The 26998-nt window shown below is 61.2% G+C and carries 24 protein-coding genes; 4 read left to right on the top strand and 20 right to left on the bottom strand.

Features of this window, described 5'->3' with window-relative positions; translation table 11 throughout:
• Nucleotides 1–6 precede the first annotated feature (6 nt).
• Nucleotides 7–852: an ATP-binding protein gene (locus AC2D8V_RS08095; protein ID WP_484733021.1), complete on the top strand. Its 846-nt coding sequence runs from the start codon at nt 7–9 to the stop codon at nt 850–852.
• 153 nt (nt 853–1005) lie between these two features.
• Here AC2D8V_RS08095 and AC2D8V_RS08090 read toward each other — a convergent pair whose 3' ends face one another.
• From AC2D8V_RS08090 to AC2D8V_RS08045, 10 genes are all read right to left on the bottom strand, one after another.
• Complete coding sequence (locus AC2D8V_RS08090; protein WP_484733020.1) at nt 1006–2034, bottom strand: Hint domain-containing protein; 1029 nt, start codon at nt 2032–2034, stop codon at nt 1006–1008.
• A gap of 167 nt (nt 2035–2201) precedes the next feature.
• Nucleotides 2202–3431 (bottom strand): peptidoglycan DD-metalloendopeptidase family protein, encoded by a 1230-nt coding sequence (locus tag AC2D8V_RS08085; protein ID WP_484733019.1) that lies wholly within the window; start codon nt 3429–3431, stop codon nt 2202–2204.
• A gap of 71 nt (nt 3432–3502) precedes the next feature.
• Nucleotides 3503–4156, bottom strand: a complete 654-nt coding sequence (locus AC2D8V_RS08080) for a protein-L-isoaspartate(D-aspartate) O-methyltransferase (protein ID WP_484733018.1) — start codon at nt 4154–4156, stop codon at nt 3503–3505.
• On the bottom strand, nt 4153–4938 hold the full coding sequence (gene surE, locus AC2D8V_RS08075) for a 5'/3'-nucleotidase SurE (protein ID WP_484733879.1): 786 nt from the start codon (nt 4936–4938) through the stop codon (nt 4153–4155). The genes AC2D8V_RS08080 and surE overlap by 4 nt, the downstream gene beginning before the upstream one ends.
• A gap of 91 nt (nt 4939–5029) precedes the next feature.
• Nucleotides 5030–5665 carry an SDR family NAD(P)-dependent oxidoreductase gene (locus tag AC2D8V_RS08070; protein ID WP_484733017.1) on the bottom strand — a complete coding sequence of 212 codons (636 nt, stop codon included), beginning with the start codon at nt 5663–5665 and terminating at the stop codon, nt 5030–5032.
• 30 nt (nt 5666–5695) lie between these two features.
• Entirely contained in the window at nt 5696–7180 is a 1485-nt protein-coding gene (purF, locus tag AC2D8V_RS08065; RefSeq protein WP_484733878.1) for an amidophosphoribosyltransferase, read from the bottom strand.
• Between the two features lie 121 nt (nt 7181–7301).
• The gene (locus tag AC2D8V_RS08060; protein WP_484733016.1) at nt 7302–8393 is read right to left on the bottom strand and encodes a sensor histidine kinase; all 1092 of its coding nucleotides are present in this window, start codon (nt 8391–8393) and stop codon (nt 7302–7304) included.
• Nucleotides 8394–8474: 81 nt separating this feature from the next.
• A complete protein-coding gene (locus AC2D8V_RS08055) occupies nt 8475–9029 on the bottom strand; it encodes a CvpA family protein (RefSeq protein ID WP_484733015.1) in 555 nt (184 codons plus the stop codon).
• A 26-nt stretch (nt 9030–9055) separates the two neighbouring features.
• Nucleotides 9056–10417, bottom strand: a complete 1362-nt coding sequence (gene radA / locus AC2D8V_RS08050; RefSeq protein ID WP_484733014.1) for a DNA repair protein RadA — start codon at nt 10415–10417, stop codon at nt 9056–9058.
• Nucleotides 10418–10918: 501 nt separating this feature from the next.
• Nucleotides 10919–11155, bottom strand: coding sequence for a hypothetical protein (locus AC2D8V_RS08045; RefSeq protein ID WP_484733013.1), 237 nt, complete (start codon nt 11153–11155; stop codon nt 10919–10921).
• 191 nt (nt 11156–11346) lie between these two features.
• Between AC2D8V_RS08045 and AC2D8V_RS08040 the strand changes: the two genes are divergently transcribed.
• Nucleotides 11347–11772, top strand: a complete 426-nt coding sequence (locus AC2D8V_RS08040) for an acyl-CoA thioesterase (RefSeq protein ID WP_484733012.1) — start codon at nt 11347–11349, stop codon at nt 11770–11772.
• 415 nt (nt 11773–12187) lie between these two features.
• On the opposite strand, the gene AC2D8V_RS08035 is transcribed toward AC2D8V_RS08040, so the two are convergent.
• From AC2D8V_RS08035 to AC2D8V_RS07995, 9 genes are all read right to left on the bottom strand, one after another.
• The gene (locus AC2D8V_RS08035; protein ID WP_484733877.1) at nt 12188–12937 is read right to left on the bottom strand and encodes an ABC transporter ATP-binding protein; all 750 of its coding nucleotides are present in this window, start codon (nt 12935–12937) and stop codon (nt 12188–12190) included.
• An 8-nt stretch (nt 12938–12945) separates the two neighbouring features.
• Complete coding sequence (locus tag AC2D8V_RS08030; RefSeq protein ID WP_484733011.1) at nt 12946–13719, bottom strand: MlaE family ABC transporter permease; 774 nt, start codon at nt 13717–13719, stop codon at nt 12946–12948.
• Nucleotides 13719–14750 carry an alanine racemase gene (gene alr / locus AC2D8V_RS08025; RefSeq protein WP_484733010.1) on the bottom strand — a complete coding sequence of 344 codons (1032 nt, stop codon included), beginning with the start codon at nt 14748–14750 and terminating at the stop codon, nt 13719–13721. Before alr ends, AC2D8V_RS08030 begins: the two co-directional genes overlap by 1 nt.
• A gap of 79 nt (nt 14751–14829) precedes the next feature.
• Nucleotides 14830–15618: a DUF1194 domain-containing protein gene (locus AC2D8V_RS08020; protein WP_484733009.1), complete on the bottom strand. Its 789-nt coding sequence runs from the start codon at nt 15616–15618 to the stop codon at nt 14830–14832.
• A gap of 112 nt (nt 15619–15730) precedes the next feature.
• Complete coding sequence (locus tag AC2D8V_RS08015; protein ID WP_484733008.1) at nt 15731–17254, bottom strand: SGNH/GDSL hydrolase family protein; 1524 nt, start codon at nt 17252–17254, stop codon at nt 15731–15733.
• A gap of 319 nt (nt 17255–17573) precedes the next feature.
• Nucleotides 17574–19067 (bottom strand): replicative DNA helicase, encoded by a 1494-nt coding sequence (locus tag AC2D8V_RS08010; protein ID WP_484733007.1) that lies wholly within the window; start codon nt 19065–19067, stop codon nt 17574–17576.
• A 283-nt stretch (nt 19068–19350) separates the two neighbouring features.
• On the bottom strand, nt 19351–20028 hold the full coding sequence (locus tag AC2D8V_RS08005; protein ID WP_484733006.1) for an orotate phosphoribosyltransferase: 678 nt from the start codon (nt 20026–20028) through the stop codon (nt 19351–19353).
• An 82-nt stretch (nt 20029–20110) separates the two neighbouring features.
• Nucleotides 20111–21145: a dihydroorotase gene (gene pyrC, locus AC2D8V_RS08000; protein WP_484733005.1), complete on the bottom strand. Its 1035-nt coding sequence runs from the start codon at nt 21143–21145 to the stop codon at nt 20111–20113.
• Between the two features lie 39 nt (nt 21146–21184).
• Nucleotides 21185–22111 carry a phosphoadenosine phosphosulfate reductase gene (locus tag AC2D8V_RS07995; protein WP_484733004.1) on the bottom strand — a complete coding sequence of 309 codons (927 nt, stop codon included), beginning with the start codon at nt 22109–22111 and terminating at the stop codon, nt 21185–21187.
• Nucleotides 22112–22380: 269 nt separating this feature from the next.
• Here AC2D8V_RS07995 and AC2D8V_RS07990 point away from each other — a divergent pair, with 269 nt between their 5' ends.
• Both AC2D8V_RS07990 and AC2D8V_RS07985 read left to right on the top strand, forming a co-directional pair.
• Nucleotides 22381–23289, top strand: coding sequence for an AAA family ATPase (locus tag AC2D8V_RS07990; protein ID WP_484733003.1), 909 nt, complete (start codon nt 22381–22383; stop codon nt 23287–23289).
• A gap of 76 nt (nt 23290–23365) precedes the next feature.
• Nucleotides 23366–24637, top strand: a complete 1272-nt coding sequence (locus tag AC2D8V_RS07985) for a vWA domain-containing protein (protein ID WP_484733002.1) — start codon at nt 23366–23368, stop codon at nt 24635–24637.
• Between the two features lie 66 nt (nt 24638–24703).
• Here AC2D8V_RS07985 and purL read toward each other — a convergent pair whose 3' ends face one another.
• Entirely contained in the window at nt 24704–26863 is a 2160-nt protein-coding gene (gene purL / locus AC2D8V_RS07980) for a phosphoribosylformylglycinamidine synthase subunit PurL (protein WP_484733001.1), read from the bottom strand.
• Nucleotides 26864–26998 lie beyond the last annotated feature (135 nt).

The following is a 26998-nucleotide window of genomic DNA, read 5'->3' as shown; positions in this document are numbered from 1 at the left end:
TTACCCGTGATCGATGACCCGATGGACAGAATTGCAGCGGCGCTTGAGCGCATGGCGCCAGCGCCGCTTGCGGCTCCGGATTTCTCCGCGGCAGCAGCATTTGTCTGGCATGTGGATCCGGACCGGTTAGAGCCGGTCCCGCAAGTGGCCCGGATCGATCTCCCTTTGCTGGTCGGCATTGATCGTTCTCGCGATACACTTTTGGCGAATACCGAGCAATTTGCCCGTGGGCTCCCCGCAAACAACGCGCTGCTTTGGGGTGCAAGGGGGATGGGAAAATCCAGCCTAGTTAAAGCAATACATGGTGAGGTTCACCAATCACATGAAGTACTGCGTATCGTGGAACTGCAACGCGAAGATCTCCCCTCTGTCGGTCGGTTGCTGAACATCCTGCGTCAGGCCCCTTACCGGTTCATTCTGTTTTGTGACGATCTTTCCTTTGGCCATGATGACGCGCATTACAAGAGCCTGAAGGCTGTACTTGACGGCGGTATTGAAGGTCGTCCGGATAACGTGGTGCTTTATGCAACATCAAACCGGCGGCATTTGATGCCGCGCGACATGATCGAGAACGAGCGCGGCTCTGCGATCAACCCGTCGGAGGCCGTTGAAGAAAAGGTATCCCTGTCTGACCGCTTCGGTCTTTGGTTGGGCTTTCACCCCTGTGATCAGGACCAGTATCTCGCCATGATCCGCGGTTACTGCGATGCCTATGGTGTTGCGATCGACGACGAAACTTTGCGCGCTGAGGCCATTGAGTGGCAGGCCACCCGCGGGTCGCGATCGGGCAGGGTGGCGTGGCAGTACTTTACTGATCTGGCCGGGCGTCGGGGTGTATCTCTGAGCGATTAACGGGGCGCATGAACCTGATCACGTTTCGCGCGCTGCTGTGATGTCGGGCGTGAGTTTGCAACGTCAAGTGCAGCCGTTTGCAGACTCCCAAATCGCTGCGACCCAGACTGAAATGGGCGGACACCAGCGGCGCGCCAGAGGAGACCAACACGCTCATGCGGCCAGACACACGGCTTCAAATCGGCGCAAACAGCGCGCCGCTTTGGGGCCGTACCCCTTCAGGTCGGGAAACAGGGTCAGAATCTCTGCGCGCGCCTCAGGGTTGACCGATTGCAGTGTCATGTCTCCGGGATAAAGGCTCTCGGACCAGATCGAAGAAGCGCTGACCAGATGATGGGCGTCAAACAGGATATGGCAGTAAGTGACGGCGCCGCCCGGTTTGCGGTAGATACCGTCGTGTGCCAACAGGTCCTTGGCGCGCACCAGAACTTCGGGTTCGCCATAAAAGAGTTCCGCACGCCAGTCGTTGATCAGGATGCCGTGCTGGGGTGACACCACGAGTTCTTCGTCATTGCCGAGAACACCCGCCGAGATGACGATTGGTGCGAGGTCCCCAATAGCGGGGACACGCGTCTGTCCGACCCATTGCAGTGGTTGAAGCCCCGCATCGCGGGTCATGACCATATCGCCTTCTTGCAGGCTTTCGACTGTTCGAGGCCCGTCTGCGGTATCGATCATCGTGCCGGCAGCAAAGCAAACGACTTGTCCGTTCAGATCGATATGTGGCGTAGATACGCCGTCGTCGACAACGCCGCCGACGGTAAGATCGGTGTCTGCAGGAGGCATGCCGTCAGGGAAGACGAGGAAATAACCGTCTTCGCCCGGGTCCTGAACGTCGTTGTCGTTGTTAAGATCAACGTCGATCACGCCAACGCGCCACGTGCTTGTGCCATCACTTACGGTGAATGTGTAGTCCCACAAAAGCTGGCGATCCGTGCCGTCAATGTTGGTCGTTTGCGCTTGTCCCTTGCCGATTTGGGTGTTGCGCACGACCTCTTCATCTTTGGTGTCACCCTCAAACTCGTCGTTTGAGGTGTTTTTCTCTTCGACCACGAAATAGGTATCGGAACCGGTATACCGCCACGTGCCGGTCGGGGGCGTGTCGTAGTCTATGCTTGCGCCACCAGCCGAACTGGACTGTGTGCCGAAAATGGCGAAGGTGTACCCGTAAAAAGTAGGCATGACCGTGGTCCAATCCTCGTCGATGTTCCAGACTGTTTCTGGACTGGAAACGAGGCAAGGTCATGACGGCACCCCCGCGCATTATGGCGCTATTGAGGCAATTTCTAGGAAAATTGCGCTCAACAGCATCAGTTTTCGCGTATTGCGGGAATCCCTTTTGTTTTCAGCTATTTGAGGTACAGCATGGGGTCAACGCTGTCGAAACCGTTACGGACCTCAAAGTGAACGAAGGCGTCCTTGCCATCGCGTAACTCGGCGATGGACTGCCCGCGGGTCACCTTTGTCCCTTTTTCCACACTTACATCTGTGACGTTGGCGTAAACGGTCAGCAACTCCGGGTCATGCCGGACCACGACGATTGGAACGCCCTCGGCACTTTTGGTGATGGCTGCCACTGTTCCGGCATCGGCGGCACGGACCGCTGTGCCGGGTGCCGCCTTGATGTCGATGCCTTCGTTGCGGCCCTTGGAGTACTCCCGAATGATGGAACCGGTGACCGGGTAGAGCATGCGCGCATTGTCAGAGGCGGCGGTGCGTTCGCCCACGTCAACGCTTGGTTCTGACGCAGCCGAGGCGGCTGCTGCGGCTACTGGAACCGCTGCTCCGGCAGGCGGCAAGGGTTTTGTCGCGCTGGGTGGTGTGGGTGTCGGGGAGCCGACGCCCGGTTTTGGTATCGCGGATGCGGTTTGTGCCGGTGGTGCCTGACGGGCCACAGGGATCAGCAGAAACTGGCCTTCACGGATGGCGAAATCCGGCCCGAGACCGTTCCATTCCGCAAGTGACTTGACCGGCACATTGTAAAGCCGCGCGATCGTGTAGGCAGTTTCGCCGCGTTCGACCTTGTGACGTGTCGGTTCCTGACCCGATGTCGCGGGGGCGGGTGCCGGCGCGGTCGAGGGCGGCAGTGCCGCTGTCTGTACGTTGCCGGACGCCGTCTGTGGTGCCGAGCGGTCGATAGCGCCGCCTGCCAGCGTGCCTATGTCGACGCTGCCGGGGCGGATCGGTCCGGTTGTGGTGGCACCGGTTTGTGGCGAGGGTTCAGACACGCGCACGGGCAGGGCGATGATCTCGCCGTCGCGCAAGGAGGCTTTGCGATCGATCCCGTTGAATCGCGCCAGCTGCTGCGGTTCCAGTCCCAGACGCCCTGCCACGCTGTCGATGGTGTCGCCTCTGCGCGCGACGGCTACCTGATAATTGGGGTAGGAAATAACACCGCGGTTGTCCGGAGCAGGTCTGGTTTCTGTTGTCACCTCGGAGGCTGCCTGCGCGGTCGAAAAACCGCCACCAGTGCCGCGTAGATCAAGATCGAGTGGGCCGCTGCACGCGCTCACCACCATCAAGGCCGCAACGCTCGCGATTGGCGCGCGCCCCTTTGCTTGCCATAGAAGCCTGTTCATTTTGTCATCCTCAATACCGCTGATCGAGCCTGCGCGTGTTGATCCCGCGCTTATCGCATCACTATATCAGCTTATGTGTCCTTTCCCAAGCCTTCGAGCAAGGGCACAAAGCGCACAGGGCGCAATTCTTCGTAATCATAGCCCGCGTCGGATTTGCGCACGACGATGAGGTGCTGCACTGCGTCCGATTGTCCGACCGGCACGACCATGATGCCGCCGGGTTTCAACTGCTCGAGCAGCGTGCCCGGCGGGTCTTCGGCGGCGGCTGTTACGAGGATGCGGTCAAACGGAGCCTGATCCGCCAACCCGTAGCTGCCATCGGCGGTAATGGCCGTGATGTTTGTCAGGTTCATGCTGTCGAACAATGCGCGCGCTTCGCGTACCAGACGGCTGTGGCGATCCACCGTGTAGACCCTGCGTGCGAGGCGGCTGAGGATCGCGGCCTGATATCCCGAGCCGGTACCGACTTCTAACACCTTGTCGCGCGGGCTTATGTTGAGCGCCTGCGTCATGAGGCCGACGACGGACGGCTGGCTGATTGTTTGACCGCAGGCAATTGGCAGGGGCATATCCTCATAGGCACGGTCTGCAAAGATGCCGCGGATGAACTGGCCACGGTCAATCGTTTCCATCGCCTGCAGGACCCGCTTGTCGGTCACACCCTTTGACCGCAACGCAAACAGGAACTGCATCTTGCGTGTTGCGTCGGTCGGGTCTTCGGTCATGTGTTAATGCCTGACAGGCTGGTCATCATGTCATGTGCGGTCAAATCCGCCCGCATAGGCGTCACAGAGATATAGCCTTGCAGGTTGAGTTGCGCATCAGAGCCTTCAGCGGTGGGGCGACGTTGGTCGCCTCCCCTGATCCACAAAAAGCGCCGGCCCGATGGCGACAAATGCGGTTCAGCAGAAAAGCTGGGACCTGCCCGCAGACCCTGCGTGGCCAGACGTGTGCCCTTGACCGCGGTTGCGGGAACCGGCGGAAAATTAACGTTGTAAAACAGCCGGTAGCCTTCGGTATGCTCTGGTGTATGGGCGAGGATACGACGTACCACCTCCGCGCCATGCACTGCAGATGCTTCGAACGGATTGTCGATACCGGCGTTGTCCGGTCCGTAATACTGCGACAGTGCGATCGCAGGCAGGCCTTGCAGGGCCGCTTCCATCGCACCGCCGATGGTGCCGGAGTAGAGCGTGTTTTCGGCGGAGTTGTTCCCGCGGTTGACGCCGGAGAGTACGAGGTCGGGCGGATTGTCTTTCATTACGTCATGCACACCGGCCAAAACGCAGTCGGCCGGGGAGCCTTCGGCTGCAAACCGCCGTGGTCCCATCTCGGCCACCATCGTAGGGTGGGTATAGCTGATGCAATGGCCGACGCCGGATTGCTCGAAAGCCGGCGCGACCGTCCAGACTTCGCCGTTCTGGCCCGCAAGCTCTGTTGCGATGGCGTGCAGAACGGTCAGCCCGGGGGCGTTGATACCGTCGTCGTTGGTGATGAGAATGCGCATATCGTGCCCCTTTTCGCCTTGATAGGCGAGCGTATCGCGGGCGGCAAGTGCGGGCGCCTCCGGCGGGAGTTTATTTGGCAAGATGAAAGAGCTAGAGTTCTGCGCGCAGGCGTACCGCTTCTTCGCGAATATCCGCGAGCGGGGCGCGATCCTCGCCCGGAAAAAAGCGCGCCCGGGTTGCCGTCGGCATTGGCCGGGGCGACAGGATCTTGACCATCGGGCCTGTCTTTTGTGTTTCCGCCTGCCAGCTGCGCGCCAGAGCGGCCTGTGCCGCCTTGGTTGCGCCGTAGCTGCCGAAGAATTTATCACCGCCGCGGGGGTCTTCGAAAAAAACCGCGCAGCCGGTTTGCCCCAACAGGGGAGACACGTAGGTGATCAGCGTTGCGGTGGCGGTGACATTCGTGGCCACGGACTTGGCGAGATCCTTGGCATCTATGTGATCGGTGGGTGTCAGGGGGGCTGCGTGGATCGCTGTATGAAGCCAAAGATCAAGCCCGCCCCAGCGATCGAAGATACCCCGGCAGAGCGTGGCCATGGCGTCCGCGTTGGTGATGTCCATTGGTGCCAGCGTTGCGCTGCCGCCGCTCGTTTTGATCCGGTCGTCAAGCTCTTCCAGTGCGCCGGTGGTCTTGGCCACAGCGATGATGTGGTAGGTGTCGCAGAGGGTTTCCGCGAAAGCGGCCCCAAGGCCCCGGGAGGCGCCGGTGATCAGTGCTGTTTTGGTCATGCGGATCGGCTTGCTTGTTAAGTGCGGCAGTTATTCGGCGGCGGGCTTCATTTCGAAGCCCTCTTCGATCTGGTCTGCGGGGGTTACGGGGTATTCTCCCGAGAAACAGGCATCGCAATACTGCGGCTGTGCGTTGTTGCGCCCGCCGCTTTCGCCAACGGCGCGATACAGGCCATCAAGCGAGATGAAACGCAGGCTGTCAACGCCGAGGTGGTGGCACATCTCTTCTTCAGACATCGTGGCGGCCAGCAGCTTTTCGCGCTGAGGTGTGTCAACGCCGTAAAAGCAGGGCCATGCCGTCGGTGGAGAGGCGATACGGAAGTGCACTTCTGCTGCGCCGGCATCGAGTATCATCTCTTTGATCTTTCGGCTTGTTGTACCCCGCACCACGCTGTCATCGACGAGGATCACGCGTTTGCCCTTGATCAGTGCGCGGTTCACGTTGAGTTTCAACCGCACGCCCATGTTGCGGATCTGCTCTGTCGGTTCGATGAAAGTGCGGCCCATGTACTGATTGCGGATGATGCCCATCGCATATGGGATCCCCGATTCCAGCGAAAAGCCGATCGCGGCGGGCGTACCGCTGTCGGGTACAGGGCAGACGATATCGGCATCTACCGGGTTTTCCTTGGCCAGTTCGCGCCCGATCGCCTCGCGGGTCTCATAGACCGAACGTCCGCCGAGAATGCTGTCCGGGCGGGAGAAGTATACATGCTCAAAGATACAGAAACGTGATTTCTGTGGCCGGAACGGAAAGTGGCTTTCCACGCCGTCGGCGTTGATAACAACCATTTCTCCCGGTTCGATCTCGCGGACGAATTCGGCGCCGATGATATCCAGCGCGCATGTTTCAGACGACAGAACCCATCCATCGCCGACCTTGCCCAGAACAAGCGGGCGCACACCCAAGGGATCGCGCACGCCGATCAGCTTGGTGCGGGTCATTGCAACCACCGAGAAAGCGCCTTCGACGCGGCGCAGTGCGTCTTCCATGCGTTCGGGGATGGTGCGCTGCAACGAGCGCGCCATCAGATGGATGATGCATTCGCTGTCAGACGAGCTTTGAAAGATCGAGCCGCGTTCGATCAGTTCGCGGCGCAGCGCATTGGCATTGGTGATGTTGCCGTTGTGCGCGATGGCAGCGCCCCCCATGGCAAATTCACCAAAGAACGGCTGGACGTCGCGAATGGCGGTCTGGCCTTTTGAGCCCGCGGTCGAGTAGCGCACATGGCCAATGGCCAGCGGGCCCGGCAAGGTTTCCATCACCGACTGGCTGGTAAAGCTGTCGCGGACATAGCCGAACCGGCGGGCAGACTGGAAGCCGTGGTCCTTGTCGTGGCTGACAATGCCGCCCGCTTCCTGTCCGCGGTGCTGTAGTGCATGCAGGCCAAGGGCTACGAAGTTCGAGGCATCCACAACGCCGAGCACGCCGAATATGCCACATTCTTCTTTCAGTTTATCGTCGCTTTCCGTATCGCGCAGATAGCTTGCATCAAACGGGTGCGCGGGGGGCATGATCTTGGACAACGGGTAGCTCCGAATCCGTGTTGGCAACAGGTTCCTATTTAGGGTGTTGCCCGCCCGGTGTCACGTCGCGACTACGGAAATGTGGTTTGTATGTGATCCGCAGGTCACTTCAGCCGCGCGCCACGCGGCGTTTGGGGTAACTGCCCGGTGTGAATACATGTGCAGGTTGCAGCACCCCGGGGAGCTTGAAGACCACGCGCGTGCCTTTGCCTTTGGGACCGTGTCTTGCGGAGATGGAGCCCCGCCGCGCGGTGAGCAAGCGCCGAATGCTCAATAGCCCGTATCCGCTGTCCGCATGCATTTGCCCGCTATTCAGGAACGCGATACCGGGGTTTGTCATGCCCTGACCATTATCTTCTACGGCAAAGCCCACACGCCGGCTGTCTTCTACCCATGTGGATATGTCTATGGTGAGCCTGTCACGGGCACCGTATTTGATTGCGTTATCCACGAGGTTTCGGATCACGACCTGTACAACCATCCGATCCGTTTCGAGAATGGCATCCGGCCATTTTATGTCGTGTTGATTTCGCGGGTTCAGAATAGCGTCGATGTCGGCACAAAGCTCCGACAGGGCAAAGGAGCATACGCTGGCCTTGGTCCGGGTAGTGAGGGAGTACTGCAAGACCTCACTAATGAGGGTGCTGGACTTTGTTGCGACGTCCTCAAGCATGTCGATTAACTCGACCTTGCCGTCGCCGCGATCCTCGAAATTTTCGCGCAGCATTGCTGTCAGGTTGCGGATGTTGCGCATGGGTGTCCGCAAGTCATGCGCGGCGAGCGTCACGAATTGTTCCGTCTGGGCGTGATCCAGGCCCTGTTTGATCTGTTGCGCGTCTTGTGCTTCGGTAATGTCGTGGCCCGTCCCCAAAACCCGCAGGACCGCACCATCTGCGCCAATTTGCGGCTTTAGTTGAATGCGATATTCCCGCTGCATCTGGCTGGTGACCACCGATACATTGTAGTCAACGGGTTTGCCTGTGAGGAAGCATTCGATGTGGTGGCGCAGGGTTTTCCTGCCGTCCTCGCCGAGGAAGACCTGCGCTGCAGATTTGCCCAGAAAATCGCCGAGGGTGTCGCCATAGAGCTCTAATCCCTTGGCGTTGATGTGGCGGTAACACGGAATGCCAAGCGCATCCTGTTCCAGAACGAAGACAGGCACGTCAATACAGTCAAGCTGGACAAGGTCGCCGCGGGTCAAAAGCTCAATCCTAAAATTTCAGGCGAGCCTATGGGCGTTAGAATAACGAACGGTTAACCGTGATGCGAAACCTGAGGACGGTTACTGCCCGCACTCGCCGACCAGTTCTTCGTATTGCTGGGTGATCCAGCCAAGTGCTTGTTCCGGTTCAGAGCTTTCGATGCGCTCCGACAGTTGCAGGAAGACAGTTGCCGAACGGCTCTCGTCCACGACCGGGTAGCTCTCTCCGGTGACAACGATGTTGTAAACAAAGAAGCCCACCGCCACGAGGAGCACGCCACGCACCACCCCGAAAAGGAACCCGAGGCCCTGATCTATCCCGCCGATGGCAGAACGCTGGACCACGCCCGAGAACAGGGGGGTGAAGAGAGAAACGACGATCAGTGCAACGGCGAAGACTGCGGCGAAGGCCCCGATGATGGATAGCTCGCAACTGTCTGCGAGGAATTCTCCCACGACCGGGATTTCGCGCACCAGAGGTTCAACCTGCGGGGCAAACATGAACGCGACTACGGCCGCCACGATCCAGCCGACAATCGCCATCAATTCGCGCACCAGCCCGCGGCCGTATGCCAGAAGGGCCGAGATCACGATGACAAGCGCCACCACCCCGTCGATAAGTGTAAAGTCCTGCATAGCTTTTCTGCCTCTCGCTCGGGCGCTTATCCTGCGCCGAATACTTCGCCCACAAAGCCGGTCAGGTCACTCATTTTGTTGAGCGCGATACCCTGAACACCTACGGGCTTGCCACCTGCGGCGGCGATTGCATTGGTGAAACCAAGTTTTTGCGCTTCTTTCAACCTATTTTCGGTCTGAGAGGCCGGTCTGAGGGCTCCGGACAGGCTGATTTCGCCAAAAACAACGGTATCCGAGGGCAAGGCTGCGTCTTCGCGCGCGCTGAGCAAAGCCGCGGCGACCGCGAGGTCTGCTGCCGGTTCGGACACTTTCATCCCGCCGGCGACATTGAGGTAGACATCCAGCCCGGCGAAGGGAATCCCGCATCGCGCCTCGAGCACGGCGAGGATCATCGCGAGCCGTCCACCATCCCAGCCGACGACTGTACGGCGAGCCTGCGCATGGGGGGAAGGGGCGACAAGTGCCTGAAACTCAACGAGAACGGGGCGGGTGCCTTCGATGCCCGCGAAAACGACTGAACCCGGTGACGGGGTGCCGCGCTCTGACAGGAAAAGCGCCGAAGGATTGCCGACTTCGGCAAGGCCCTGTCCGGTCATTTCAAACACGCCGATCTCGTCGGCGGGGCCAAAGCGGTTCTTGACGGCGCGCAGAATGCGGAACTGGTGGCCGCGTTCGCCCTCGAAGTAGAGAACCGTATCGACCATGTGTTCAACAACACGGGGACCGGCGATCTGTCCCTCTTTGGTGACGTGGCCCACAAGGACGACGCTGACGCCGCGCCGTTTGGCAAAACTCGTGAGCTCATGTGCGGCGGAGCGGACCTGACTGACCGATCCGGGCGCCGCTTCGACGTTGTCGGCCCACATGGTCTGGATGGAATCGATGATGGCCAGTTGCGGCTTTTCGGTCTCGAGCGTGGTCAGGATATCGCGCAGATTGGTCTCGGCCGCCAGTTGAACAGGGGCGTCGGACAACCCAAGGCGCTGGGCGCGCATGCGCACCTGGGCTGAGGCCTCCTCACCGGAGACATAAATCGTTTTCAGGCCGCTTCGCGCAAACTGCGCCGCCGCCTGCAGCAGCAGGGTCGATTTGCCGATCCCCGGATCGCCGCCCACCAGAATCGCCGACGCCGGCACCAGCCCGCCGCCCAGAACACGGTCAAGTTCGGCGATGCCGCTGGTGGTGCGGGGGGGCGGGGTTTCTTCGGTGCCAAGATCGGTCAGGTGGACCGCCGCGCCGCGCTTGCCCCCCAGAGATTTGGTCGGGCCTTTGGAGATACCTGCGTCTTCCGCAATGGTGTTCCATTCGCCGCAGGCTTCGCAGCGGCCTGCCCATTTTGTCGTGACATTGCCGCAGGCGGCGCAGGAAAAGGAGGGTGATTTTGCCATGCACTCTTGTGGCCTGAAGCGCCGGTGTCGTCAAACCTCAAATCTTTGTTGCGCCGGCGTACGCAGGCACCGTACGCCGCCATGTCGCACAAGCGCGCAGGGCTTTGTAAAACAGGTCAATTCGGGATGCGGTAATACGTCGGTGTAACGTCGGTATTACAACGGTGCAGCGGCGGTTTTTCGACGAAGGTGCGCAAAAGGTTAAGGGCGCGTGCGCGGCGGTCGAGGGAGCCTCCGGCGGGAGTTTATTTTGCAAAGTGACGGTGGGCGCGTGTCGGCCAGTGCGACGGGGCGGGGGATTTGTCGATGGTGGCAGCCACCCGAGATGTGCGGTTGTCTGTCGGGTGGCGGCCAAAGTTGGCGGGCGAGGGCGCGGGCGGCGACGGCGGGAGCCTCCGGCGGGAGTTTATCTGGCAAAGTGACGGTGGACACGCGTCAAAGTGCCGGGCACTGCGCGTAACGCAGACCCGGTCAGAGACGTCCATGCGTGGGAGTGGCTGATCAGTTCAGAGCCACGTCGATCAGCAGCAAGCTGGGGGCCAGAAAGGCAAACAGGATGCAAAACAGCTTGGCCGCCGTAACAATCGGCCCTTGCTTGCCATCCTCGCGGTAGCCTCCCGCCATGGACGCGGCGATCGCCATGGCGCCGTAGCCCGTTTGTGCCTGCCGTGCGCGATCTGCATCGACCGGGTTTGGTGTGGCGGTGATTTCCTGATGATCTGTGTATGTGTCTTTCACGGGTCTTCCCTCCCTCGTTGGAGGCTGGAGGTATTCTGCCGGGGGGACATGACCAGAGCGGGGCGGCAGGGAATTGGGCAACTGCGACAATCTGTGCAGTTTTGGGGCGCGCTTTTGAAACTTTTTGCGGTTGCCGGTGGTTTGGCGTAGTTTGGTGGCGCACTTTGGTCAGGGCGCGCAGGGGGAAAAAGATGGCCGCTTTTGTTTCTTTCCGGTCAGTTATCGATCCTTCTGATTGCGATTTTCTGGGGCACATGAACGTGTCGAAATATTTTGCGGCGTGTTCCGATGCGGTCTTTGCGGTGCAAAGCGAACTGGGGCTTACCGCGCAGGATATGCGCGAAGGGCGCAGGCTTTCTTTCGCGGTTGTGCATGCCGAAAGTGACTTCAAAGCCGAGCTTTCTGCGGGGGACAGCATTTGGATGGAAAGTGCCGTGGAGGGGATTGGCGGCAAATCGATGGCCTTTCGCCATCAACTTTTTCGGGGACCGGACCGGATGCTGGCGTTTGAGACGCAGTTCAAATGCGTGTTGCTCAGTCTGGAGACACGGCTTGCTGTTGACGTGCCGCAGGATGTTCGCGCAGCGGCAGCGCATATGTCGAATGGCGTGTCATAAAACCGGTGCCGTTGAACCGGGCCATTTTCACGAATGCTTGTGTGCTGCCGGCAGGCAAATGCCTTTTGGCGGTCATTCCCTGATTGCGATGCGGTCGCGGCGTTTGTCGTGTTTGCCGCCGGGTCGTTCAACGGCATCGCCGGCGGCAGCGGGTGTCCGGATTTGAACGGCTGTGAAAACCGGCCCTGACACGACCGCGCCCACGTCTGCTTTGGGCGAAGGTTTTGGTCCCAGCCGTGCAGGCTGTCAGGGAGACGCCGTTCGATCAGCCATGCGGCAACCTTTCGGGGCAGGATTGCCGCAACAAGCGCAGCGGATGCCTCCTGCGACGTCCGTATTTGGCATCGGTTCTGTGGGAACGGTTCGGCACACCGGCCGAAAGACATCATTCAGAGCCTGACGCGGCGGGGTAAATTCAGCGCACCGCCTCGATCGGGCCGTCGGCGCGGCCGTGGATGAACTGCTCGAGGTAGGGGTTGCCGCTTTGATCCATGTCGCTGACGGGGCCTGTCCACTGGATGATGCCGTCGTGCAACATGGCGATGTTGTCGGCAATGGCGCGGACGCTTGACATGTCGTGCGTGATGGTCATCGCCGTGGCGCCCATTTCGACCACGATTTCGCGAATGAGATCGTTGATGACGCCGGACATGATCGGGTCGAGCCCGGTGGTGGGTTCGTCGAAAAAGATGATCTCCGGCTCGGCGGCGATGGCACGGGCCAGTCCGACGCGTTTTTGCATGCCGCCAGAGAGTTCTGCCGGAAAGCGGTCGGCCACGTCCTCTTTCAGGCCCACGCGGCGGAGTTTTTCCACCGCGATGGCGCGCGCCTCTTCTCGCGGACGTTTGAGTGACCCGCGCAGCAGGCGGAAGGCGACGTTTTGCCAGACCGGCAAGCTGTCGAACAGGGCGGACCCTTGAAAGAGCATGCCGAAGCGGGCGAGGAAAGCGTCGCGGTCGCTGACATCAGCGGCGTTCTTGCCGTCGACAAGGATGGTGCCGCTGTCAGGTTGCATCAGGCCGAGGATACATTTGAGTGCGATGGACTTGCCGGTGCCGGACCCGCCGATGATGACCATCGAAGAGCCTTTGGGAATGGACAGCGTGTAGCCTTTGAGCACGTGGTTGCTGCCGAAAGACTTTTTCACGTCTTTCATGTCGATCATCAGGTCGGTCATAGCGTGAAAAAGACCCCCGTGAGCACGAAGTTGGCGGCGAGGATCAGGACGGCTGCGCTTTCGACGGCTGTTTTGGTGGCGCGGCCCACACCCATGGCGCCGCGACCTGAACTCATGCCGTGATAGCAGCCCATCAGGGCGGCGCCAAAGCCAAAGACCGCGCCTTTGGTCAGCGAGGAGATCACGTCGAGCGGTTCGAGAAAGTCGACCGTATTGTTGATGTAGCCAGCCGCGTTAAAGCCCAGCGTGCCGGTGGCCACCGCAAAGCCGCCAAAGATACCGATGATATCGCCCACACCCACCAGCAGCGGCACGACCAGAAACGCGGCGAGCACGCGCGGCACGGTGAGGTATTTCATCGGATGGGTGGAGAGGGTGACGAGCGCGTCGATCTGTTCGGTGACTTTCATTGTGGCAATTTCAGCCGCGATGGAGGACGTCACGCGTGCGGCGATCATCAGGCCGACCAGCACCGGGCCCAGTTCGCGGACCATACCCACGGCAACGATCTGAGGTACCACCGCTTCGGCGTTGAAGCGCGAGCCGCCTGCGTAAATTTGCAGGGCGAGCGCGCCGCCGGTGAAGACGGCCGTCAGCCCCACGACGGGCAGCGACAGCCAGCCGATGTTCAGCAGTGCTGCGGCGAATTCGCGACCGTAAAAGGGTGGGCGGAACATATGCGACAGTGTGTTCGCGGCATAGATACCCACGCGGCCGATGGCGGCGAAGAAGCCCAGTACCGTTCGGCCGAGGACGGCGATCAGGTGCATCAAGTATAGACGCGCTTGTAGCGCGCTCCCAGTGAGGTCAGAATTTCGTATCCGATGGTGTCGGCAAAACCTGCGACAGTGTCAACGGATTGGTGCGAGCCGAGCAGTTGCAGGCTTTCGGGTTCAGCGGCAAGGCCGGTGACGTCAACGCCGATCAGATCCATGGAGACGCGCCCGACGACCGGCACCGCAGAGCTGCCCATGTGCAGCGTGGCCTGCGGGCCCATGGCGCGGATCAGGCCGTCGGCGTAGCCTGCCGAGATGGTCGCGATGCGCGCGCGGCTGCGTGCTGTCCATGTATTGCCGTAGCCTACGGTTTCACCGGGGTGGACGTCGCGGACCTGAATTACCGGGATATCGAGCTTGACGACCGGGTGTGCATCCACGAATGGCAGCCCGCCGTAAAGCCCGATGCCGGGGCGGGTCAGTTCGAAGTGGTAATCCGCCCCGAGCAGGACGCCACCGGTGGCCGCGAGCGAGCGCGGCGCGGTGATGCCGTCGGTCATCTCGCGGAACTGCTGCAGTTGGTGGTGGTTCATCGGGTGGTCGGGTTCATCTGCACAAGCCAGATGCGACATCACCAGTGTGAGCGACTGGTCGAGTGCAATGTCGCGCAGCGCGGCCCATTCGGGCGGTTCCATGCCGAGACGGTTCATGCCGCTGTCGAGCTGGATGCCGAAGGGGTGGCCTGGCAGCGCTTCGACGTGGCGCACCATCTGGTCGACGGAATTTAGCAGTGGTGTGAGCCGTGCGTCGCGTATCAATGCGGTGTCACCTGCCATGTGACCTGAAAAGACGCTGATGCGCGGGCCCTTGCCGAGCACCTCGCGCAGCTTTGCGCCTTCTTCGGCGACGGCCACGAAGAATTCGCGCGCGCCCGCCCGCGCGAGTGTCTTGGCGACCGGCGCAAGACCCAGCCCGTAGGCATCCGCCTTGACCACGGCGGCGGTCTCGACGCCGGTTGCGGCATTCAGGTTGCGCCAGTTCATCGCAATGGCGCCCAGATCGATGGTCAGTGTCGCAGTACTCATCCCGTCTCTTTGACATGATGGGCCGCAAGGTCAAGAGCCGCCGGTGCCGCGCGGGGCAATTTGCGCGCTGCTGTGCCGCTCAGGGGATCAGGAAATACCCGCGGTTGCGTTCCCATATCTTTTCGCCGATGAGGCAGTCATAACCAGAGGCGCGCGCCGCGCTTGCCAGTACCAAGGGCGCAGGGCGTGCGGCGATTTCAAGGATCAGCTTGCGTTTGACGGCGGCGGCAAATTCATCCCACGCCAGCACCGGCAGCACAAAAGAGCCGGGGCCTCCGATCACGCAATTCGCATAGTAGACATCAAGATCGTCGATGCCCCAAAGCTCGCTCATGGCATCGGTGGTCATCAGGGGCAGGCCGTTGATCGTGATGCCGCGGGCCGTCACCGCGTCGCGGGCGCGCAGCACAGGGCGGCCATGATTGTTCGGGCCGTCGCCGGACACGTCAATGACGCGGCGCAGACCGGCAAAACCGTTGTCGTCGAAACTGTCGGCGGCAAAGAGCAACGCGTTTGAAATCGAGGTGCGTTGCTGGCTGGGCGTGTCGAGCGCGGCGATGTCGGCGGCGATGGCTTCGGCATCGCGGGCATCGGCCAGAAGCGTCCATGGAACGACGGTGCGCTGTGCGTATTCGCCGGCCCATTCCACATACGTCACGGCGATGCGCCCCAACATGCCGTTCTGCACCGCGGCCAGCACATCAGGTGCGCGCAGCGCCTCTGCATAGCCTTTACGCTGGATCGCAAGCTCTTCATCACTCATCGAGCGGGACACGTCGACGGCAAGGACGAGTTCGACGTCGACCTCTGTCTCGCTGGCATCAACGAGGCAGGGCAGGAGCATCAGCGTCAAGACAAGGGCACGCATGGCGCAACTGCGCCACATGGCTGCGCGCAAGTCCAATCAAATCGGCGCGACACATAAAAAAGCCCCGGCCTGCGCAACAGACCGGGGCGAATTCTGGCAGATCAGACTGTCGTCAGACGAGGTGCCACAGATCAGCGGTGGCAAGGGCATCTTCAAAGCCGTCCAGCTCTGGCACATCCGCGGCGCCAATGATCAGCACCTCTTCGATGCTGGTTGTGGTCAGGCCAAGCGCGTCATAGATCGTTGTACTGCCCTGCTGGGTGATCCCAAGGTCCATGTCGACATCAGCAAGGCGCAGCACGAGCGTGTCATACCCGCGCCCGCCGTCGAAATAGTCCATACCATCGGTGTCGCGACCCCGTACGGCGGCTTGGGTAAAGATAAAGGCATCGGCGCCGTTTCCGCCAAACGCCATATCCGAGCCCGCCCCGTCGATCAGCAGGTCATCGCCGTTGCCGCCTTTGGACACATCGGTGCCTGTGCCGTCGGACAGAATATCGTTGCCGTTGCCGCCAAGCAGATGGTCATTACCGTTGCTGCCATCGATCAGGTCATTACCGTTGCCGCCTGAGATCACGTCGTTGCCGCGCCCGCCGATGGCCACGTCGTCACCATTGGACAGCGCGATATCGTCGTTTCCGTCACGTCCCAGCACAAGGTCATCGCCCTTGGTGCCTTTGATGTCCTCATCCGCAGCCGTGCCAATCTCTACCTTTGAGGTGAGGCTTTCGGTCTGAAATGCTGCCATGATCTCGTGCAGTTCCGCCGTCGGGTGAACGGAGTCGTAAAACGCCACCTGATTGAACGGAATGGCGGCAAAATCGGGATTGATGCCGCCAGAGCCCTGACTTCCGAGCAGAAACTGCTGATCAAAGAGCTGGAAACCGAAGCTGTCGCTGTTGCGGTCGACTTCTTCAAGCATCGCGCCGTAGTCGACGACGACGACCTCTGCCCCTGCTGCCTCCAGTGCCGCGACACCGGCCAGAAGCGTGGTGTTGTACCCGGCGGTCACGACCGGGCCAAGAAGCTGGAACACTTCGGGGCTTTGTTCATTGAAGGGGAACACCGGCGACTCGGGTACTGTGTTCAGAATGATCGTGCCGACACCGGCAATAGCGAAGTTGACGGTGGATTCCAGCGTGCTTTGCGCGATTTGCGCGCCCCAGAGGAAGGCTACTTGCACCGGATCCTGAGCGGTGATGAGCGACAAGGGATCGACATCGCCGAAGTCGTTGAGGCCGATGAGGACGGAAACAGCAGCATCAGAAAGGTCCTCACCTGCTGTATCAGCGAGAAAGCGATCCACCTGTGCCTGATAGTCGACACCGAATGCCAGATCCTCGGGGCGCGCATCCGGGCGTATGATCTGCGGCGGCAGGATTTCCTGAATGGTGCGGTTGGTCAGGGCCTGCGCGCCTCCCACTGCGTAGTTGAGCGCCTCGCCCCCCTCTACGCCAATCAGATCAGGGACCAGATCGGCGTAGACGTCGCCGTTGGAAAACTGTCCGGCATAGCCTGCGGCCAGCGGCGGTATGCCGAAAAACGCAACGGCTGATGACGCCGCGAAAATCTCGTCGCTGTCAGTCAGGCTGTCGCCAAAATAATAAATACGGTCGAAACCGAGCGTGGTACTCATGAAATTCCTCCCCAGGAAAGTGTGATGTTTTACAAAGAGCGGGCGCGTCGGGCCCGTCAATCAGGGCAGGGGAGATGTGACGTCACGGAACATGCACCCTTACGCAAGGGAAGGGTGCGTGGCGTGGGATGGTTGCGCAAAAACCGCCGCGGCTGAGGCGGATTTGGAAACAGATGCGCCGGTGCGAGAGATGGTGCTGGCGGTGGTGCCGCCGGGGCAAATGGCTGGTTTTTGCGCCGCAGCGCGTCTGTGGGAGCACAGGTGCAGGGGGCAATGCCGCGAGAGAGTCGCGCGCCGACCGGCGGCGATGCGGGCGCGGTCAGAATTCCTGATCTGCGCCTTGCTGCCACGCCTGCACGAGGTTGCCAAAACGGGTAAACCGGCCTTCGAAGCTAAGCTCGACGGTGCCGATGGGGCCGTGGCGTTGCTTGCCGATGACGACCTCGGCCTTGCCGTGCAGACGTTCCATACGTTCCTGCCACTTGGCCATTTCTTCGAGGTTGTCGTCCGATGGTTTTTCGCGTTCCACGTAGTATTCCTCGCGGAAAACGAACATGACAACGTCGGCGTCCTGTTCGATGGAGCCGGATTCGCGCAGGTCGCTGAGCTGCGGGCGTTTGTCGTCGCGGTTTTCGACCTGACGGGAAAGCTGCGAGAGCGCGATTACAGGGATGTCGAGTTCCTTGGCGATGGCTTTGAGGCCCATGGTGATCTCGGAAATCTCGTTTACGCGGTTTTCCGAACGCCCGGTGCCGCGCACCAATTGCAGGTAGTCGACCATTAGCACATCGAGCCCGTGGGTGCGTTTGAGCCGGCGCGCACGCGCGGCAAGCTGGCTGATCGGCAGGGCCGGGGTGTCGTCGATGTAGAGCGGGCAGGCCTCGAGCGATTTGGCCGCGTCGACAAAGCGGCGGAATTCGGCCTCGGTCATGTCGCCGCGACGGATCTGTTCGGATGGCACTTCTGATGCTTCTGACAGGATCCGCGCGGCGAGCTGCTCGGCACTCATCTCGAGGGAATAAAATCCGACAACACCGCCATCAACGGCCCCTTCGGAGCCGTCTGCGCTGATGCCTTTTTTGTAGGCTTTGGCAATGTTGAAGGCGATGTTGGTGGCCAGTGAGGTTTTGCCCATCGAGGGGCGACCGGCGAGAATGATCAGGTCGGAGCGGTGCAGACCGCCCAGTTTCTTGTCCATGTCGATGAGGCCGGTGGAGACGCCTGCCAGCCCGCCTTCGCGCTGGTAGGCGGCGTTGGCGACATTGACTGCGTCGGTGACCGCGCGGAGAAAGCTTTGAAAGCCGCTTTCGACCTGCCCCTGTTCGGCCAGCCCGTAGAGTGCCTGTTCGGCCTCGACGATTTGTTCGCGCGGTTCTGAGGTGATGTCGACCCGTGCGGCTTTTTCCGAGATGTCGCGGCCCAACTGGATGAGATCGCGGCGTACGGCGAGGTCGTAGATCATCTGCGCGTAGTCGCGCACGGCAAAGGCCGAGATGGCCGCGCCTGCGAGACGGGCAAGGTAGGCGGGCCCGCCCAGTTCTTTCAGCCCTTCGTCGTCTTCCATGAACGCTTTGAGCGTCACCGGCGAGGCGAGATTGTTCTTGGCGATGCGGTTGGAGGCGATTTCGAAGATGCGCGCGTGCACCGGTTCGAAGAAATGCTTGGCCGTGATGACCGAAGCGACGCGGTCATAGACATCGTTGTTCGTCAGGATGGCGCCAAGAAGCTGCTGCTCTGCCTCGATCGAGTGCGGCATGGTCTCGGGCGATTGTACGTCTACGCCAGTCGCGTTAAAGGCGGCTATCTCGTTCATTGCTGTCCCTGCGTACGCTTTTGCTGCTCTTGTCCCGCGCGTCTGCGGCGGCGGTGCTGTGGTCTTACAGAATAATGCAGTTCCATGACATCTGAAAATCTTGGTGGAGAAGCCTGCGAATAACTCTGTGCATAACACATGTGCCGCAGGGCGTCACTAGATATTGTATTGGTTGCGGTCGGGCATGCGACATCTGGGCGGCGCCGGTCGATTCTGTGCCGGTTTATCCACGGGACTGTGGACAAGTTTTTTGCCCTGTCCCGCGTGAGGAGGCGTTGGACTTCTATTTCTTGTTTGCTTCCTGCCACTTACGCGGATCGTTCAGGAAGGCTTCGACGCCGGCGAGAGTCTCATCGTCAAAAATGCCTTGTGCGCGGGCTTCGGCAAGGACGTCCCACCACGTGCACAGGTAGTGCAGCGCGACGCCGTGGTCCCCGAGGGTTTTCTCGGTTTCAGGGAAGATGCCGTAGTAGAAAATCACCGCTGTGTGGCCGCAGTGCGCGCCGGTTTCGCGTATGGCATCGACGAAGCTGAGCTTGGAGCCACCGTCAGTTGTCAGATCTTCGACAAGCAGGACACGCTCGCCTTCGCGCATCGCGCCTTCGATACGCGCATTGCGCCCGTAGCCTTTGGGCTTTTTGCGGACGTAGCTCATGGGCAGTGCCATGCGTTCGGCCACCAGCGCGCCGAAGGGGATGCCGGCGGTTTCGCCGCCTGCCACGTTGTCGAAAGCTTCGAAGCCGGCATTTCGCATGACGGTTACGGTGAGAAAATCCATCAAGGTGGTGCGGATGCGCGGGTAGCTGATCAATTTGCGGCAATCGATATAGGTGGGGCTTGGCAGGCCTGATGCGAGGGTGAATGGTTCGCGCGCGTTAAAGTGTACCGCCTCTATTTCGAGCAGCATGCGGGCGGTCAGGCGGGCCATTTCCTTGGCGTCTGGGTAGCTGGTGGGGATCATTGGCGCAGTCCTTGGCGGTAGGGAAGGCGGCTGAAGGCGGGAGCCTCCGGCGGGAGTTTATCTGGCAAGATGAAAGAGCGCGTCACGCCACAGACCATGCCGGGGTAAAGCCGGGATCGAAGACGGTAACCGGACCGTCGTCTGTCGGGATGTGAGCGGGCATCTTTGTGGCGGATTTTTGCAAAGTGATGGTGTTGTCGTTCGGTGGCAGCCGGTAGAACGCCGGACCGTTGAGCGAGGTGAAGGCTTCGAGTTTGTCCAATGCGCCGTCTTCTTCGAACACATGGGCGAGGATGGCCATGGTGTTGAGCGCGGTAAAGCACCCGGCGCAGCCGCAGGGCAGCAGCTTGTTGGCGTCCGTATGGGGGGCGGAATCGGTGCCAAGGAAGAAGCGCCCTTCTCCGGAGGTTGCCGCCGCGCGCAGCGCGAGGCGGTGGGTTTCCCGTTTGGCGACAGGCAGGCAGTAGTAGTGCGGTTTGATGCCACCCGCGAGGATGTGGTTGCGGTTGATGACGAGGTGGTGCGTTGTGATGGTGGCGGCGAGGCTGTCATCCTGTGCGCGGGCGTACGCTACGGCATCCGCTGTTGTGATATGTTCCATCACCACGCGCAGGCCGGGCGTGGCGCGGCGGATCGGATCCAGGATTTTGTCGATAAAGACCGCTTCGCGGTCGAAGATATCGATGTCCGGGTCCGTGACCTCGCCGTGCACGCAGAGCGGCAGGCCGATTTCGGCCATCTTTTCCAGAACCGGCCGGACCTTGTCGAAATCGGTCACCCCGCTTGCAGAGTTGGTGGTCGCGCCTGCGGGGTAGAGTTTGACGGCGGAGACAAGGCCGCTTGCTTTTGCGGCGGCCACGTCATCGGGGTCGGTGTCTTCGGTGAGATAGAGCGTCATCAGCGGTGCAAAGTCCGCGCCCTTCGGCAATGCCGCAAGGATGCGGTCGCGGTATGCAGCGGCCTGTGCGCCGGTCACAACCGGAGGCACAAGGTTTGGCATGATGATGGCGCGTGCGAAATGGGCGGCAGTGGCGGGCAGTACGGCGCGCAGCATGGCGCCATCGCGCAGGTGCAGGTGCCAGTCGTCGGGGCGGCGGATGCGGATCGTCTGTGTCATATGACGTGCGCTAGCATAGTCGTAGCGGGTGCGCCAGCGTCAGGCTGTTTCCGAAAGCAATGATTTCAGCCGGCGCGCAAACCGCGGCGCGCGGGTGCGCTGATTGACGTTCTGGCAGAGCAGGCGGATCAGGCCCTCGCGCTGGTCTCTTTCGAGACGTGAGAGCAGGCGGCGCAGATAGGGCAGGTGGTCGCGTCGTGCGCGGGCCATTGCCGCAAAGCGCGCAGGCGTCAAGCGGCCCCGTGCCGCGGTGGTAATCACTTCGTGCATGATGCCCATCTGGAGCATATCGCCCTGCAGCGCACCGCCCATATGTGGCAGCCGCAGCTTTGTCACGTTCGGGCGGGTGAAGAGGGCGGCGTGCATGGCGTCCTCGGTCTGCATCGGGTCGTAGATGACATAGGCGCGAGACGCCGCTTCGAGCATGTCGGGGGCATAGCCGTAGCGGTCGGTGAAGCTGACGCTGCGCATGTCGAGAAAACGCCGGTCCCATTCGGTGACGCGGGGGTCAAGGGTGGCCTGCGGCTGTATTGCGACCACCCGCGCGCCGGGTGCCACGACCGAGAAAGCCGCGGCCGCGTAGCCGCATGGACCGGCGCCGTAAAAGATTACATGGGAAAAGCCGTCGAAAAACCCGTCGTCGACCTTGTCATCGAAAAAGGCGTATACGTCGCGGTCGCGAAACCATGTGTCGCCGTCGCAGATCAGGCCGAGGTGCGACCAGCCCTGATCCTTGGCCATATCCCAGCCCAGCGGGTGGGCCATGGCCGAAAGCGTCTGGATGCCCTGCAGGGTTTCAAAGGTGACCAGAAGCGTCGATGATCCCTGCGCCCAGAGCGCCCAGTGCCGCTTGCCCAAGGCCGTAAAGCTGCCCTTGTCGGAAAGCGCGTCGCTTGCCTCTGCCAGCCAGTCAGCTTTTTTCAGCGCCTTGAGCGACGGCCCGAAGGTCATATGCGTATCAGCCATCATTGGCGGCCCCCAACTATCAACCGTGTGCCCGTGCCGGTGCGAGCGCACAAGAATCACAACTACTGTAGGTGAAATTACCACAGATCAGCCGGCATGCACGGGGCGTCTGCGCAAATGCCGGTTACGAAATGGAAACAGGCCGTTTGGCCCGCAGGTGGTTGACAATCGGGCAGTGCTATCGGGGGCCACGGGGGGGCAGAGCGGAAAACGCGCTTGACCCCACGCGCTTGCAGTGCAGGTTTGCAGGGCGAGAAGAGGAAACTGCCATGCCCCAGCCAAAATCAATTGATGCCGTGCAGGAGATGCTGTCACAGCAGGGGTATGTCTGCGGGCGCGCGCTTGGCACTGTGGTGTTTCTTGCCCTCACGCTGGGCCGTCCGCTGTTTCTGGAGGGTGAGGCCGGAGTGGGCAAAACCGAGATTGCAAAGGCACTTGCCGCTGGCTTGGGGCGGCGGTTGATCCGGCTGCAATGCTATGAAGGGCTTGATGCGGCCAGTGCGGTTTACGAGTGGAACTTTCCCGCGCAGATGATCGCCATCCGCACCGCCGAAGCCGCGCAGGCCGGCGACCGGCGTGCGTTGCAGCAGGAGCTTTTCAGCGACGAGTTCCTGATCGAGCGGCCCCTTTTGCAGGCAATGCGGCCCGATGCGCAGGGCGCGCCGGTGCTTTTGGTGGATGAACTCGACCGAACGGACGAGCCTTTTGAGGCCTTTCTGCTGGAAGCGCTAAGCGATTTTCAGGTGACGATTCCGGAACTTGGCACCGTGAAAGCACCAGAGCCGCCGATTGTGATCGTGACTTCCAACCGCACCCGCGAAGTGCACGATGCGTTGAAACGGCGCTGCTTGTACCATTGGGTGGATTATCCTGATTTCGAGCGCGAGATGCAGATTATTACCGCAAGAGCACCGGAGGCTGCGGAAAACCTCAGCCGCGAAGTGGTCGCTTTCGTGCAGGCGCTGCGGACAGAGGACTTGTTCAAGAAACCCGGGGTTGCCGAAACCATCGACTGGGCAAAGTGCCTGCTCGCGCTTGATGTGGTGAACCTCAGCCCCGATGTGATCGCCGACACTTTGGGCGCGATCCTGAAATACCAAGACGACATCGCCAAGCTGCAAGGTTCGGAGGCAAAACGCATCCTGGATGAGGTCAAATCTTCACTTGCCCCGGCCTGAGGTTTGATGACCTCCGAATATTCCGGGGGAGGCGCGGGGCGCGCCGCGGGCAGAGCCGCCCGAAATAGGAGGACAGATGCCCGAATACCTGCCGCTTGACCTGCCGGAGGCCCCGAAACTCGCGGGCAATATCGCGCATTTCGCCCGGGCATTGCGGCGCGCTGGGCTGCCGATTGGCCCGGGGCGGGTGATTGACGCCATTCGCGCGGTTGAGGCGGCCGGTTTTACCGAAAAACGTGATTTCTACTGGACCCTGCACGCCTGTTTCGTAAATCGTCCGGAGCACGCCCGTGTCTTTGCCCAGATCTTCCGTCTTTACTGGCGCGACCCGCGGTATCTGGAGCATATGATGTCCATGATGATCCCTGCGGTGCGCGGCGTTCAGGAAGATCGCAAGGCGCAGGCGGCGGAGAAACGCGCGGCAGAGGCGCTGCTCGACGGGGCAGAGGCACCTGAACCCGACCAAGCGGACAGTCAGGACAACGAAGAGCTGATGATCGAAATCGACGCCAGCCAGACCATGTCTTCGCAGGAGCGTCTGAAGACGCTGGATTTCGAGCAGATGAGCACCGAAGAGGTCGCGCAGGCAAAGCGGATGCTGTCGCGGTTGAGCCTGCCGGTCAAACCGATTGCCTCGCGCCGGACACAACCCAGCGCCCGAGGCAACCGAATTGACGCGGCGCGCACCCTTCGTGCGGCCATGCGGCAGGGGGGCGAGATCAACCGGATCGCGCTGAAACGCCCGCGCCCCCGCTGGCCAAATCTGGTGGTGCTTTGTGACATTTCCGGCTCCATGAGCCAGTACAGCCGGATCGTGCTGCACTTTCTTCATGCGGTTGCCAACGAAAAGGGGGCCGGCTGGGCCAAAGTTCACGCGTTTACATTCGGCACCCGTCTGACCAACATCACCCGCCATCTGCGCCAGCGCGATGTCGACGCCGCACTGACCGCCGCAGGTGCCGAGGCACAGGACTGGGAGGGGGGGACGCGCATCGGCGCCTGTCTGGAAACCTTTAACCGGCTGTGGTCGCGGCGCGTGATGGGGCAGGGAGCAGTAGTATTGCTCATTACCGACGGGCTGGATCGTGACGACCCGGAAGCGCTGGCGCGCCAGATGGAACGTCTGCAGCTTTCGGCCCGACGGCTGATCTGGCTGAACCCGCTTTTACGCTGGGAAGGGTTTGCGCCGCGGGCTCAGGGCATCGGTGCCATGCTGCCCTATGTAGACAGCTTTCGTGCCGGGCATTCTGTCGCGTCTATTGAAGAGTTGGCGCGGGTGATTTCAAAGCCCGACGACGTGGGCGAAAAGGTGCGGCTGATGCAAATGCTGCGCGATGCGACAGCGTAATCCAGCGGCGCGTGCTGACGCACGCACGCCATTATTCGTCTGGCGCTCAGCGGGTCGTGCACTGTGTCACGCCACGGCCTGTGCAAAGCTGGTGCGGTAGAGCGCGGCAAGTTCGCTCAGCGGGGCTGAACTGTCGCCGAGGGTGACTGTGTCGCCACCAAACCGGCCTACCTCGGCGAGGGGCACATCCGCCTGATCGGCGGCCGCGCGCAAGGCCTGCGCCTGTTCGGGCGCCACCACGATGAGATAGCGTGCCTGATCTTCGCCAAAGAGCGTGCCGATGGAGGCGTCGGTCAGGGTTACGCCCATGCCGGCAATTTCGGCCAGTTCGAATGCAGCCAGCGCCAACCCGCCGTCCGACAGGTCGGTGCAGGCGGCGATCAGGGCGCCGTGGGCGCGCACAAATGCGCCATGCGCCGCTTCGCGCGCCAAATCAACGGACGGCGCATCGCCGTCACTGCGCCCGAATGCCTCCTGAAGCAGGGCGGACTGTCCGAGATGCCCGGATGTTTCGCCCAGCACGAACGCCAGATGGCCTTCGGCCAGATCGCAGCCGATGACCTCATCCACGTGATCAATTAACCCGACCGCACCGATTGTAGGCGTGGGCAGGATGGCCGCGCCGTCTGTTTCGTTATAGAGCGAGACATTGCCGGACACGATGGGCATATCCAGCGCGGCGACTGCCGCTCCGATGCCTTTGATGGCGCCGACGAACTGGCCCATGATCTGTGGCTTTTCGGGATTGCCGAAATTCAGGTTGTCAGTTGTGGCCAGTGGCCTTGCGCCCACGGCGGAGAGGTTGCGGTATGCTTCGGCCACGGCCTGCCGGCCCCCCATTTCAGGGTTCGCCTTGACGTAGCGCGGTGTGACATCCGAGGTGAAGGCTAGCGCCTTGTCCGTTCCGTGTACCCGAACGATCCCCGCGCCATGGCCCGGAATACGCACCGTATCGGCCATGACCATCGTATCATACTGCTCGTATACCCATGACTTGGCGGCGTAATTCACGCTTGATACCAGAGCGCGCAGGCCGTCGACCGGATCGATCTGTGGCACATCACCGAGGGGGGCCGGCGGTGACGACGGCTCCCACGGGCGGTCGTATTCAGGAGCTGTCGAGGCAAGCTTTGACAGCGGCAGGTCCGCTTTGACTGTGCCATTGTGCATGATCAGAAAACGGTCTTCGGTGATGGTTTCACCGACAATGGCAAAATCGAGATCCCACTTGTCGAAGACCGCCTTAGCCTCTGCCTCAAGTTCGGGGCGCAGCACCATCAGCATGCGTTCCTGACTTTCGGACAGCATCATTTCATACGCGGTCATCGCATCTTCGCGGACCGGAACATTCTCCAGATCGAGGCGGACGCCAAGCCCGCCTTTGTCACCCATTTCAACGGCGGAACAGGTCAGTCCGGCGGCGCCCATGTCCTGAATGGAGATCACCGCGCCAGTTGCCATCAGTTCCAGCGTGGCCTCCATCAGCCGCTTTTCGGTGAAGGGATCGCCCACTTGCACGGTGGGCCGCTTTTCTTCGATGGTATCGTCAAATTCGGCAGAGGCCATTGTCGCGCCCCCGACGCCATCGCGTCCGGTCTTGGCGCCGAGATAGACCACGGGCATGCCAACGCCGGAGGCGGCGGAATAGAAAATCTTGTCCGCATCCGCGAGGCCGGCGGCAAAGGCGTTTACAAGGCAGTTGCCATTGTAGGCTGGGTCAAAGCGGACCTCGCCGCCCACGGTCGGCACGCCAAAGCAGTTGCCATAGCCTCCGATCCCCTCGACCACACCATTGACAAGCTGGCGCGTCTTTGGGTGGGAAGGGGCACCGAAACTCAGCGAATTCATTGCCGCAATCGGGCGGGCGCCCATGGTAAAGACATCGCGCAGAATGCCGCCCACGCCGGTGGCTGCGCCCTGATAGGGTTCGATATAGCTGGGGTGGTTGTGGCTTTCCATTTTAAACACCACGGCCTGACCGTCGCCGATGTCAACAACCCCGGCGTTCTCACCGGGCCCGCAGATAACCTGTGGCCCGTCAGTGGGCAGGGTGCGCAACCACTTTTTGGACGACTTGTAGGAACAGTGTTCGTTCCACATGGCAGAAAAGATGCCGAGCTCTGTGAATGTCGGCTCGCGGCCCACAATTTCGAGAATACGTTCGTATTCATCCGGGCTCAGCCCGTGACTGGCGATCAGGTCTGGTGTGATGGCAGGCTCTTGCATGTCCCGTCGTATCCCCGCTGGCAAAACTCGACGCTCTCTTACATGGGCGGTGCGGCGCATGGAAGGGGAGAATGTGGCCAGCGACCCCTGCGAGCGTTGCATTCGGCACCGTGTCATGTTTCCAATACGGCGCAG

The organism is Roseobacter sp. YIN89 (assembly GCF_057219365.1).
This window is presented reverse-complemented; position numbering and strand designations above follow the sequence as displayed.

What these genes read in the sequence shown, in the direction of transcription:
- AC2D8V_RS08090 (WP_484733020.1), bottom strand. Translation starts at nt 2,034, where the DNA reads ATGCCTACTTTTTACGGGTACACCTTCGCCATTTTCGGCACACAGTCC.
- AC2D8V_RS08085 (WP_484733019.1), bottom strand. Translation starts at nt 3,431, where the DNA reads ATGAACAGGCTTCTATGGCAAGCAAAGGGGCGCGCGCCAATCGCGAGC.
- AC2D8V_RS08080 (WP_484733018.1), bottom strand. Translation starts at nt 4,156, where the DNA reads ATGACCGAAGACCCGACCGACGCAACACGCAAGATGCAGTTCCTGTTT.
- surE (WP_484733879.1), bottom strand. Translation starts at nt 4,938, where the DNA reads ATGCGCATTCTCATCACCAACGACGACGGTATCAACGCCCCCGGGCTG.
- AC2D8V_RS08070 (WP_484733017.1), bottom strand. Translation starts at nt 5,665, where the DNA reads ATGACCAAAACAGCACTGATCACCGGCGCCTCCCGGGGCCTTGGGGCC.
- purF (WP_484733878.1), bottom strand. Translation starts at nt 7,180, where the DNA reads ATGCCCCCCGCGCACCCGTTTGATGCAAGCTATCTGCGCGATACGGAA.
- AC2D8V_RS08055 (WP_484733015.1), bottom strand. Translation starts at nt 9,029, where the DNA reads ATGCAGGACTTTACACTTATCGACGGGGTGGTGGCGCTTGTCATCGTG.
- radA (WP_484733014.1), bottom strand. Translation starts at nt 10,417, where the DNA reads ATGGCAAAATCACCCTCCTTTTCCTGCGCCGCCTGCGGCAATGTCACG.
- AC2D8V_RS08040 (WP_484733012.1), top strand. Translation starts at nt 11,347, where the DNA reads ATGGCCGCTTTTGTTTCTTTCCGGTCAGTTATCGATCCTTCTGATTGC.
- AC2D8V_RS08035 (WP_484733877.1), bottom strand. Translation starts at nt 12,937, where the DNA reads ATGATCGACATGAAAGACGTGAAAAAGTCTTTCGGCAGCAACCACGTG.
- AC2D8V_RS08030 (WP_484733011.1), bottom strand. Translation starts at nt 13,719, where the DNA reads ATGCACCTGATCGCCGTCCTCGGCCGAACGGTACTGGGCTTCTTCGCC.
- alr (WP_484733010.1), bottom strand. Translation starts at nt 14,750, where the DNA reads ATGAGTACTGCGACACTGACCATCGATCTGGGCGCCATTGCGATGAAC.
- AC2D8V_RS08020 (WP_484733009.1), bottom strand. Translation starts at nt 15,618, where the DNA reads ATGCGTGCCCTTGTCTTGACGCTGATGCTCCTGCCCTGCCTCGTTGAT.
- AC2D8V_RS08015 (WP_484733008.1), bottom strand. Translation starts at nt 17,254, where the DNA reads ATGAGTACCACGCTCGGTTTCGACCGTATTTATTATTTTGGCGACAGC.
- AC2D8V_RS08010 (WP_484733007.1), bottom strand. Translation starts at nt 19,067, where the DNA reads ATGAACGAGATAGCCGCCTTTAACGCGACTGGCGTAGACGTACAATCG.
- AC2D8V_RS08005 (WP_484733006.1), bottom strand. Translation starts at nt 20,028, where the DNA reads ATGATCCCCACCAGCTACCCAGACGCCAAGGAAATGGCCCGCCTGACC.
- pyrC (WP_484733005.1), bottom strand. Translation starts at nt 21,145, where the DNA reads ATGACACAGACGATCCGCATCCGCCGCCCCGACGACTGGCACCTGCAC.
- AC2D8V_RS07995 (WP_484733004.1), bottom strand. Translation starts at nt 22,111, where the DNA reads ATGGCTGATACGCATATGACCTTCGGGCCGTCGCTCAAGGCGCTGAAA.
- AC2D8V_RS07990 (WP_484733003.1), top strand. Translation starts at nt 22,381, where the DNA reads ATGCCCCAGCCAAAATCAATTGATGCCGTGCAGGAGATGCTGTCACAG.
- AC2D8V_RS07985 (WP_484733002.1), top strand. Translation starts at nt 23,366, where the DNA reads ATGCCCGAATACCTGCCGCTTGACCTGCCGGAGGCCCCGAAACTCGCG.
- purL (WP_484733001.1), bottom strand. Translation starts at nt 26,863, where the DNA reads ATGCAAGAGCCTGCCATCACACCAGACCTGATCGCCAGTCACGGGCTG.